Source organism: Streptomyces swartbergensis (genome assembly GCF_002148965.1).
Classification (GTDB): Bacteria; Actinomycetota; Actinomycetes; order Streptomycetales; family Streptomycetaceae; genus Streptomyces; species Streptomyces swartbergensis.
In genome coordinates this window covers 1-9809 of sequence record NZ_NGFN01000321.1, presented here as the reverse complement: position 1 = coordinate 9809, position 9809 = coordinate 1, and the positions used below count along the sequence as shown (strand labels likewise).

General features: G+C 69.2%; 8 protein-coding genes and 2 pseudogenes. 4 read left to right on the top strand and 6 right to left on the bottom strand.

Translation table 11 applies throughout. From position 1 onward, the window contains the following. From CA983_RS34625 to CA983_RS34615, 3 genes and pseudogenes are all read left to right on the top strand, one after another. Window positions 1-251, top strand: a pseudogene (locus CA983_RS34625) (metabolite traffic protein EboE); the annotation flags it as partial. Beyond that, window positions 248-1693: an alkaline phosphatase family protein gene (locus CA983_RS34620; protein ID WP_086604720.1), complete on the top strand. Its 1446-nt coding sequence runs from the start codon at window positions 248-250 to the stop codon at window positions 1691-1693. The pseudogene CA983_RS34625 and the gene CA983_RS34620, both read left to right, overlap by 4 nt. 46 nt (window positions 1694-1739) lie before the next feature. Continuing rightward, complete coding sequence (locus CA983_RS34615; RefSeq protein WP_086604719.1) at window positions 1740-2780, top strand: sugar phosphate isomerase/epimerase family protein; 1041 nt, start codon at window positions 1740-1742, stop codon at window positions 2778-2780. Between the two features lie 91 nt (window positions 2781-2871). On the opposite strand, the gene fdhD is transcribed toward CA983_RS34615, so the two are convergent. The 3 genes and pseudogenes from fdhD to CA983_RS34600 form a co-directional block, all read right to left on the bottom strand. After that, entirely contained in the window at window positions 2872-3720 is an 849-nt protein-coding gene (gene fdhD / locus CA983_RS34610) for a formate dehydrogenase accessory sulfurtransferase FdhD (protein ID WP_086604718.1), read from the bottom strand. Between the two features lie 8 nt (window positions 3721-3728). Next, window positions 3729-4148 (bottom strand): annotated as a pseudogene (locus tag CA983_RS49715) (molybdopterin dinucleotide binding domain-containing protein); the annotation flags it as partial. 377 nt (window positions 4149-4525) lie between these two features. Beyond that, window positions 4526-5497, bottom strand: coding sequence for a 2-dehydropantoate 2-reductase (locus CA983_RS34600; RefSeq protein ID WP_086604716.1), 972 nt, complete (start codon window positions 5495-5497; stop codon window positions 4526-4528). A gap of 263 nt (window positions 5498-5760) precedes the next feature. Here CA983_RS34600 and CA983_RS34595 point away from each other — a divergent pair, with 263 nt between their 5' ends. Then, window positions 5761-6438: a GntR family transcriptional regulator gene (locus CA983_RS34595; protein WP_174523327.1), complete on the top strand. Its 678-nt coding sequence runs from the start codon at window positions 5761-5763 to the stop codon at window positions 6436-6438. Window positions 6439-6569: 131 nt separating this feature from the next. Here the strand turns inward: CA983_RS34595 and CA983_RS34590 are convergent, their stop codons facing one another. The 3 genes from CA983_RS34590 to CA983_RS34580 all read right to left on the bottom strand — a co-directional run. Next, window positions 6570-7985 (bottom strand): OFA family MFS transporter, encoded by a 1416-nt coding sequence (locus CA983_RS34590; protein WP_086604715.1) that lies wholly within the window; start codon window positions 7983-7985, stop codon window positions 6570-6572. Between the two features lies 1 nt (window position 7986). Next, window positions 7987-9375 (bottom strand): OFA family MFS transporter, encoded by a 1389-nt coding sequence (locus CA983_RS34585; protein ID WP_086604714.1) that lies wholly within the window; start codon window positions 9373-9375, stop codon window positions 7987-7989. A gap of 172 nt (window positions 9376-9547) precedes the next feature. Continuing rightward, on the bottom strand, window positions 9548-9809 hold a 262-nt coding region (locus CA983_RS34580), incomplete at its 5' end, for a CoA transferase (protein WP_208637103.1).

Sequence of the window (9809 nt, the reverse complement as noted above, 5' to 3'; positions counted from 1 at the left end):
ACGTCCCCCTGCACGCGGCCCCCGCCGCACCCCTCACCTCCACACTCCCGGTGCTGAAGACCGCACTCGCCCGGCTCGTCGGCGGCCCGGCCCCGCTCACCCGCCACCTGGAGGTCGAGACCTACACCTGGCAGGCCCTCCCGCCCGAGCTGCGCCCCCGCGGCCGCAGCCAGCTCGCCGAGGGCATCGCCGCCGAACTCGCCCTCGCCCGCGACCTGTTGACGGACCTCGGCCTGAAGGAGCTGCCATGAGCACCCATGAGCACCCGGCCCCGGCCACCGCGGACCGCCCCACACCGCTCCTCGTCCTCGACGTCGTCGGCCTCACCCCCCGTCTCCTCGACCACATGCCCCACCTCAAGGCGCTCGGCGAGTCCGGCTCCCGCGCCCCGCTGGGCACCGTGCTCCCCGCCGTCACCTGCGCCGCCCAGTCCACGTTCCTCACCGGCACCATGCCCTCCGAGCATGGCATCGTCGGTAACGGCTGGTACTTCCGCGAACTCGGCGACGTCCTCCTGTGGCGCCAGCACAACGGCCTCGTCGCAGGTGACAAACTCTGGGACGCCGCCCGCCGCGCCCACCCCGGCTACACCGTCGCGAACATCTGCTGGTGGTACGCCATGGGCGCCGACACCGACATCACCGTCACCCCCCGTCCGGTCTACTACGCCGACGGCCGCAAGGAACCCGACTGCTACACCAGGCCGGCCGCGCTGCACGACGAACTCACCGACAAACTCGGCACGTTCCCCCTCTTCCACTTCTGGGGCCCCGGAGCGGACCTCGTCTCCAGCCGGTGGATCATCGACGCGACCCGCCACATCATCCGCACCCGGCACCCCGACCTGACGCTCTGCTACCTCCCTCACCTCGACTACGACCTGCAGCGCTTCGGCCCCGACGACCCGCGCTCCCTGAAGGCGGCCGCCGATCTGGACGCCGCCATGGCACCGCTCCTGGACGACGCCCGCGCCGAGGGCCGCACTGTCGTCGCGCTGTCCGAGTACGGCATCACCCGCGTGAACCGGCCCGTCGACATCAACCGCGCCCTGCGCCGCGCCGGCCTGCTGGAGGTGCACACGCAGGACGGCATGGAGTACCTCGACCCGATGGCGTCCCGTGCCTTCGCGGTCGCCGACCACCAGATCGCCCACGTCTACGTGCGCCGCCCCGAGGACCTCGACGCCACCCGGGCCGCCCTCGACGGCCTGCCCGGCATCGAGCAACTCCTCGACGACGAGGGCAAGAAGGCCCAGCACCTCGACCATCCGCGCGCCGGCGAACTCGTCGCCGTGGCGGAACCCGACGCCTGGTTCACGTACTACTACTGGCTCGACGACGCCCGCGCGCCCGACTTCGCGCAGCTCGTCGAGATCCACCGCAAACCCGGCTACGACCCGGTCGAGCTCTTCATGGATCCCCTGGACCCCTACGTCAAGGTCAAGGCGGCCACCGCGCTGGCGCGCAAGAAACTCGGCATGCGCTACCGCATGGCGGTCGTGCCCCTGGACCCCTCACCTATTCGCGGCAGCCACGGCCGCCTCCCGGCGAGCGACGACGACGGTCCGCTCCTCATCTGCTCCACCCCCCGCGCTGTCGGCGACCGCGTCGCGGCCACCGATGTGAAGTCACTGCTGCTCCGACTCGCCGGTCTCACTGAGGACGGACCCTCAGTCCCGACTGGTCACAAGTGAAGCACTCACCACTGACAACGCCACGCGATCAAGAGGAGTTCCACGTATGAGCCGCTTCTCCCAGCCCGACCCCGAACTCACCCACCGCCTCAGCAGACGAGGCATGCTCGGCGTGGCCGCCGGTGCCACCGCCGCCGCACTGCTCGGCGCCGCCGCGACCCCCGCGACCGCCGCCACCGACACGGCGTCCGGCGCCCAGGGCCGCGGCCGCCCCGTCCTGCCCCCCGGCCGACTCGGCATCCAGCTCTACAGCCTGCGCGACAAGGTCTCCACCCTCGGCTTCGGCCCCGTCTTCGCCGAACTGGAGAAGTACGGCTACGACGAGGTCGAGTTCGCCGGCTACACCCAGGGCTCGGCGGGCCCCATCACGCTCGCCCAGCTCAAGCGGCTGGCCCGGAACCACGGCCTGAACCCGATCGGCAGCCACGTCGGCTACTACTCCAGCGACCCGAACGCCTACACGTTCGCCCAGAACCTGACCAAGGTCCTCGACGACGCCCAGGCCCTCGGCCTCAAGCACGTCGGCACGGCCGCCGGCCCGTTCCGCTACGGCTCGACCGTCGACGCCTGGAAGCGCGCCGCCGAGGACTTCAACACCTACGGCGCGGCGGCCCGGGCACGGGGCATGAAGTTCTACCAGCACAACCACTCCGAGGAGTTCTCCTTCGCCACCGACAACCCCAAGGTCCGCCTCTACGACGTCCTGCTCGCCGAGACCGACCCGGACCTCGTCTACCTGGAGATGGACATCTACTGGGCGTACGTCGGCCAGTTCCGCTTCTCCAAGCGGCCCGACGGCTCGCCCGCGCCGTTCGAGCCCCTGAACTACGTCCTCAGGCAGCCCGACCGCTACCCGCTCTTCCACGTCAAGGACGGCGAGAGCGACCCGTCGAACCCGTACGGCTACCGCATGACCGACGTCGGCGACGGCGACATCGACTACCAGCGGTTCATCTCCGCCGTGACCCGGCTGCGCGGTCACCGCATGGCCCACCACTGGCAGGCCGAGCACGACAACCCGGCCGAGTCCTTCACCTTCGCCCGCCGTTCGAGCGCGCATCTGCACTCGTTGCGCGAGAAGTGCTGACAGGGCACGGACACGACTGAGGCAGGACCCCGACGGCGCAGGGGGCGCTCCCCGCCGTCGGGGCCCCGCCATCGTGTCGCGGGGAGTGCTGTCAGCCCTGGGTGGCCGCGGCCCGCAGGGTGAGACGGTGCTCGCCCGCGTACACGTTCATGGAGGTGCCGCGCAGGAAGCCGATCAGGGTCAGGCCGGTTTCCGCGGCCAGGTCGACGGCCAGGGAGGAGGGTGCCGAGACCGCCGCCAGGATGGGGATGCCGGCCATCACGGCCTTCTGCGCCAGTTCGAAGGAGGCCCTGCCCGAGACCAGCAGGATCGTGCGCGAGAGGGGCAGGTCGCCGTTCTGCAGGGCGCGGCCGACCAGTTTGTCGACCGCGTTGTGGCGGCCGACGTCCTCTCGTATGTCGAGCAGGTCGCCCTCCTCGGCGAACAGGGCGGCGGCGTGCAGGCCCCCGGTCCGGTCGAAGACCCGTTGAGCCGCGCGCAGCCGGTCGGGGAGGCGCGCGAGCAGGTCGGGTTCGACCCGGACCGGGGGAGCGTCGGAGATGGGCCAGCGGGTTGTGGTGCGGACGGCGTCGAGGCTCGCCTTGCCGCACAGGCCGCACGATGAGGTGGTGTAGACGTTGCGTTCGAGGGTGATGTCGGGGATGACCACGCCGGGTGTCGTGCGCACGTCCACCACGTTGTACGTGTTCGACCCGTCGGCCGTCGCCCCCGCACAGTAGACGATGCTCTGCAGGTCGGACGCGTGGGCCAGGACGCCCTCGCTGACCAGGAACCCGGCGGCGAGGGGGAAGTCGTCGCCGGGAGTGCGCATGGTGATCGCGAGCGGTTTGCCGTTGAGCCTGATCTCCAGTGGTTCCTCGGCGACGAGTGTGTCCGGGTGGCTGGAGAGCACCCCGTCCCTGATCCGGATCACCTTGCGTCGTGCCGTGACTCGTCCCATGACCGGCCTCAGCTCCGTACCGCTGCCACCGGCAGCTTCTCGATGCGGACCGCGGCGGCCTCGAACTCCGCTGTCCCTGGGATCGGGCAACTGGTCTTGACCGGCGGCGCGTTGAGGTCCGCCGCATCGGACAGGCGCATGGTCGTGAACGCCAGACCGGCTCGTAACGTCGGGTCCACCCACACCGGGGCCGTCACCGAACCGCGCCGAGTGGAGACCCGTACCTCCTCACCGACCACCACGCCGTAGCGCTCGGCGTCCTCCGGGCTCAGCTCGATGCACATGCCGCGCCGCAGCGGTGACGCGGAACCATTTTTCTGTACAACGGCGTTGTATGAGTCGAGCCGACGCCCCGTGGTGAGGCGGACCGGGTACCGCTCGTCCGTCAGGTCCACGGGTGGGTCGTACGAGACGAGTCGGAAGGCCGCCCGCAGGTCCCGCTCGGTCGTCGTTCCGGTGAGGAGGGCCAGGTTGGACAAGGCACGTCCGGTGTCGGTGCCGTGATGGTGCTCCACGGCGAACGGCGTCCGCGGCCGGCCCTGATCGCCGGGTGCGTGGCCGTGCGCCAACTCCCTGATGACGACGGTCGATACGCCCGTCACCTTCTCGGCGAGCGACAGCGTCCAGGGCTCGACGAGCTGTTGGTACTCCTCGAAACCGGTCGTCGCGCGCTCGATGAAGGCGTGGTCGGCGAGGCCCGCCCGGATGATCTCCCGGCCGATCGCATGGGCCAGCGGAACCTCGGTACCGGCCTTCGGCCGGATCCGACGGTCTCCGGATCCCGCACGGTCGGGTCCTCGTACGCTCATGCGGCGGCCTGGTGGGCGAGGAGGTCGGAGAGGGCGTGGACGGTGCGCAGGGTGGGCACCTGGACGCCGGTGATCTCGGCGAGTTCGATGACGGCGGCGAGGAGGACGTCGAGTTCCAGCGGCTTGCCGCGTTCCAGGTCCTGGAGGGTGGAAGTGCGGTGGTCGCCGACGCGTTCGGCGCCGGCGAGGCGGCGTTCGATGGAGACGCCGACCTGACAGCCCAGGGCCTCGGCGACGGCGAGGGTTTCGGTCATCATGGTTTCGATGACCTTGCGGGTGCCGCCGTGCAGGCACATCTGCCGCATGGTGGCGCGGGCGAGGGCGCTGATGGGGTTGAAGGAGATGTTGCCCAGGAGCTTGAGCCAGATGTCGTTGCGCAGGTCGGGTTCGACCGGGCATTTGAGGCCGCCGGCCTGCATGGCCTCACTGAAGGCGAGACAGCGCGCCGAAATGCTTCGATCGGGCTCGCCGATGGAGAACCGGGTGCCTTCCAGGTGCCGGACCACGCCCGGCCCTTCGAGCTCCGTCGCCGCGTAGACCACGCACCCGATGGCACGCTGGGGCGCGAGTACTGCACTGACCGCGCCTGCGGGGTCCACGCTTTCGATGGGGAGGCCGTCGTGGGGGCCGCCGTGTTGGTGGAAGTACCACCAGGGGATGCCGTTCTGGGCGGCGATGACCGCGGTGGTGTCGTGCAGCAGAGGCTCGATGAGCGGCCCGCACGCCGCGTACGAGTTGGCTTTGAGGCCCAGGAAGACGTAGTCGACCGGGCCGATGTCGGTGGGGTCGTCGGTGGCGTGGGCGTGGGCGGTGAAGTCGCCGCGCGGGCTGAGTACTTGGACGCCGTGGTGGCGCATGGCCGTGAGGTGGGGTCCGCGGGCGATCAGGTGGACGTCGGCGCCGGCGCGGTGGAGCGCGGCGCCGACGTAGGCGCCGATGGCTCCGGCGCCGAGGACTGCGACTTTCATGATGGGGAGCTCCGTTCGGTTGAGGGTGACCGAGGAACTGCCGACTTTGTCGACTGGATATTGTCTACAGGATGGAACCGACAGTCAGCAAGAGCCGCGACGACACTCGTCGTCGTCCGCGGCCCGTGAGCTGCTGGTATGCCCGTCCGAGGCGAGCCCCCGCCCTGGGTCCGCGCGTGCCTGTGCGCCGTAGACTGTAGGCGAAAACCAATTCATAATTGGCCTGCCAGCTGCAGCGACGACGCTGCCCAGGAGGGAGCGGGATGTTGCCGACGACGGGACTGCCACAGGGCGCGGTGCCCAAGCTCGAACGGCCCGGCCCGTTGCGCGACCGTGTCTACGAGGCGCTGCTCGAACTCATCACCACCCGCGCCCTCCAGCCGGGCCAGCATCTCGTCGAGAGCGAGCTCGCCGGGCATCTCGGTGTCTCCCGGCAGCCTGTGCGCGAGGCCCTGCAGCGCCTCAGCACTGAAGGGTGGGTCGATCTGCGGCCCGCCCAGGGTGCCTTCGTGCACGAGCCGACGGACGAGGAGGCGGACCAACTTCTCTCCGTACGCACGCTGTTGGAGGCCGAGGCCGCCCGCCTCGCCGCCGCCAACGCGGGTGCCGACGCCGTCGCCGCGCTCGAGAAGCTGTGCGACGAGGGCGAGAAGGCCGTCGACGCCGACGACGTCGACGGCGCGGTCGCGATGAACGCCCGGCTCCACGCGAAGGTGATGGAACTCGCGGGCAACACGGTCCTCGCCGGGCTGGCCGCGCAGGTCGACCGCAGAGTGCGCTGGTACTACACACCGGTCGCCCGGCAGCGCGGCCACCGGTCCTGGATCGAGCACCGCGAGCTGATCGCGGCGATCGCGGACCGGGACGAGGAGCGCGCCACGGCGGTCATGCGTGCCCACACGGAACACACGCGCAAGATGTACCGCGAGCGCGAGAAGTAGCCGCGCGGCGAGAGCAACCGGTACGCCGTCACCCGACCGAACGACTCCCAGCCACCAGGCAACGGCTCAGGCGGCCCTTCCCCACGACGAGTGCCGCGGGGAAGGGCCGCCTGTGCGCCGACCCGGGCTGCTCAGGCCACCGGCTGCGGTGTTGATGCGCCGCCGCGCGTCCGTCCCGGCTGCCGTAGCAGCAGGGCGATCGCCGCCGCGATCATCGAGGTGACGCCGGCCAGCGCGTACGCCCCGTCGTAACCCCAGGCCGCGACCACCATGGAGCCGAGGCCGCCGCCGAACAGGCCGCTGATCAGCTTGCCGCTGTACACCAGCCCGTAGTTGGAGGCGTTGTAGTTCTCCCCGAAGTAGTCCGGGGTGAGTGCCGCGAACAGGGGATAGAACGCGCCGCCGCCGAAGCCGGAGAGGAACGCGAAGAACAGGAACAGCCCTTCGCTCTTGACGTCACCGGCCCAGATCACGCCGAACTGGGCGAGACCCAGGACGACGATGACCATCACCAGGGTGGACTTGCGGCCCCACTTGTCGGACATCCAGCCCACGACCCCGCGGCCGATGCCGTTGATGACCGCCATGACGCCCATCGAGGAGGCCGCCACCAGCGGACCGAAGCCGACCTCCTTGGCGTAGTCGACCTGGAAGGAGATCCCGAAGATGGACACGCCCGCCGTCATGACGAGGGCGATCCACATGAGGGGAAGCATGCCGGTCCTGATGGCCTCCTTGGGTGTGTACTGCTTCACCGCCGGAGGGTTCTTGGCGAGGGCGTCGGCCCCCTTCCCGGTGTCGCCGTAGGTCAGCGGGTCGATGTCTGCGGGCCACCAGTTCTTCGGCGGGTCCTTGAAGAAGAACGCGCATCCCACGACCACGATCAGGACGTAGCAGCCGATGAGGTCCAGGACGCGGTGGTAGTTCGCCGTGTCGAAGCCGTAGTTGAAGATGAAGATGAACGGCAGTGATCCGTACGCGAAGCCCCCGTTGACGAATCCGGTCCTGGCGCCCCGGCGTTCGGGGAACCATTTGCCGACCATGTTGATGCAGGTCGCGTAGACCAGGCCGGCGCCGACCCCCCCGACGACGCCGAAGCCGAGGATCGCCAGCCATACGTTGCTCAGGTGCGACAGGGCGAGGAACCCGACCAGACACATGCCCGAGCCGATGTACATGGCACCGCGGGCGGTCAGGACGCCCTTCTCCCGCAGCCAGCCCGCCGGGAAGGCGATGCCGGCCTGGAAGAAGACCCAGACGCTGAGGATCCAGAAGGTGTTGCTCTGCGTCCAGCCGTGGGCGTGGGACAGGGTGTCCTCGGCCGAGCCGTACGCGTACTCGAAGACGCTGATGGCCATCATGGTGAGCCACGGGAGGTACACCATGAGCTTGCGGGAGTGGCCGAGGATGTCCCGGTCGCTCTCGCCGATGCGGTAGACGCGGCCGCGTGCGTCGGTGACTTCGCGGTAGGGACGATGTGCGGCGTCGGAGGGTGCGGAGGAGCTGCTTGCTGCGGAGCTGTTCGGTGCGTACGGATCTGCCGTCATATCACGCCGTTTCCTCGCCGAGCGGTTGCGGGTTGGAGATGATGCGCTTGGACTTGGGCCGCCCCGGGGGGTGCAGGAACGTGGCCATGAAGCCTGCGAAGAGGGAGATCGAACCGGCCAGGACGAACGCGCCGGAGTAGTCCCAGGCGCCCACGACCACGGCGCCCATACCGGAGCCGAGGAGGCCGGAGACCAGCTTGGAGGAGTAGACCAGGCCGTAGTTGGAGGCGTTGTTGTTCTCACCGAAGTAGTCGGCGGTCATCGCCGCGAACATCGGGAAGATGGCGCCGCCGCCGAAGCCGGAGATGGACGAGAACAGCAGGAACAGCGGGAGGTTGCCGATGTTCCCGGACAGGAGGATGCCGTACTGGGACAGTCCCAGGACGATGCAGACGAAGATCAGGCACTGCTTGCGGCCGTAGCGGTCGGACAGCCAGCCGATGACGCCGCGGCCGGTGCCGTTGACGATCGCCTTCAGGGACATGGCCGTCGCCACGATGCCGCCCGCGAAGCCGGCCTCGTCACCGAAGGGCACCTGGAACGCGATACCGAAGATGTTCACGCCCGAGGTGCACAGCAGGCAGAACCACATGAGGCCCACGCGGCCGGTCTGCCAGGCCTCCTTGGGGGTGTACTGGTGCACGGCCGGCGGGTTCTTCTCCATTGCGCGCCGGGCACGTGCGTCGTCGGGCTTCTTCAGCGGGTCGACGTCGGCCGGCCACCAGTTCTTCGGCGGGTCCTTGAAGAAGTAGCCCGCCACGGCCACGACCGAGGCCAGGAAGAGTCCGACGCAGACCAGCACCCAGCGGAAGTTGGTGAGGTCCATGTAGCCGGTGAAGATGAAGACGAACGGCACCGAGCCGTAGGCGAAACCGCCGTTGACAAAGCCCGTCTTGCCGCCCTTGCGCTCCGGATACCACTTGGCGACCATGTTCACGCAGGTCGCGTACACCATGCCCGCGCCCATGCCGCTGAACATGCCGAAGCCTATGTAGGCGACGACGACATGAGGTGCGAAGGCGAGCGAGAGATAGCCCAGCAGGGTGCCGAGGGCGCCGCACATCATCGCCCAGCGGGCCGGGAGCTTGCCGCTCTCCCGCAGCTTTCCAGCGGGGAAGGCCACCGCGGCCTGGAAGAAGACCCACACGCCCAGCATCCAGAAGATGTGGCTGCTGCTCCAGCTGTGCGCCGTGTGCAGCGTGTCCTCGGCGGACGCGAACGCGTACTCCGCCGAGCTGATGCCCATCATGCCCACCCACGGCAGGATGACCATCCACTTGCGCTTACGGCCCATGATGTCGACATCGGACTCTCCGATGCGGAACACGCGGCCGTTCTTGTCCGTCACCTCCCTGTAGGGGACGGACGTCGAGTAGTCGATGGTTGTCATCTGGTCCAACACTCCTTGCGTCGAAAGATCTGGCCAGCGCCCCCTGCCCAATGCCTTTCGTGCGCGCGCGAGTCCCTGGGGCCGGCCGACGCGCACCGTCGGACGACCCCGCGCTCATTCACCTCATGGACCACCGCCCGGGATTCCTGCCGCGTGGGTCCGGATCGCCACGTCAGATCACCCCGCTCGACCTGAGCAGGCTCAGCTCTTCGTGGCCGAGGCCGAGTTCGCCGACGAGGATTTCTTCGGTGTGCTGGCCGAGGAGGGGTGGGGTGGTGATGTCGACGGGGGAGTCGGAGAGTTTCAGCGGGTTGCCCACGGTGGTGAAGGGGCCGCGTTCGGGGTGGTCCACCTCGACGATCATGTCGTTGTCCGCGAGAGAGCGGTCTTCGATGATTTCGCGGGTGGACAGGATGGGTCCGCAGGGGATGTTG

Excerpts from the sequence above, each read along its gene's own strand:
- CA983_RS34615 (WP_086604719.1), top strand. The coding sequence starts at position 1,740 with ATGAGCCGCTTCTCCCAGCCCGACCCCGAACTCACCCACCGCCTCAGC.
- CA983_RS34585 (WP_086604714.1), bottom strand. The coding sequence starts at position 9,375 with ATGACAACCATCGACTACTCGACGTCCGTCCCCTACAGGGAGGTGACG.
- CA983_RS34600 (WP_086604716.1), bottom strand. The coding sequence starts at position 5,497 with ATGAAAGTCGCAGTCCTCGGCGCCGGAGCCATCGGCGCCTACGTCGGC.
- fdhD (WP_086604718.1), bottom strand. The coding sequence starts at position 3,720 with ATGGGACGAGTCACGGCACGACGCAAGGTGATCCGGATCAGGGACGGG.
- CA983_RS34620 (WP_086604720.1), top strand. The coding sequence starts at position 248 with ATGAGCACCCATGAGCACCCGGCCCCGGCCACCGCGGACCGCCCCACA.
- CA983_RS34595 (WP_174523327.1), top strand. The coding sequence starts at position 5,761 with ATGTTGCCGACGACGGGACTGCCACAGGGCGCGGTGCCCAAGCTCGAA.
- CA983_RS34590 (WP_086604715.1), bottom strand. The coding sequence starts at position 7,985 with ATGACGGCAGATCCGTACGCACCGAACAGCTCCGCAGCAAGCAGCTCC.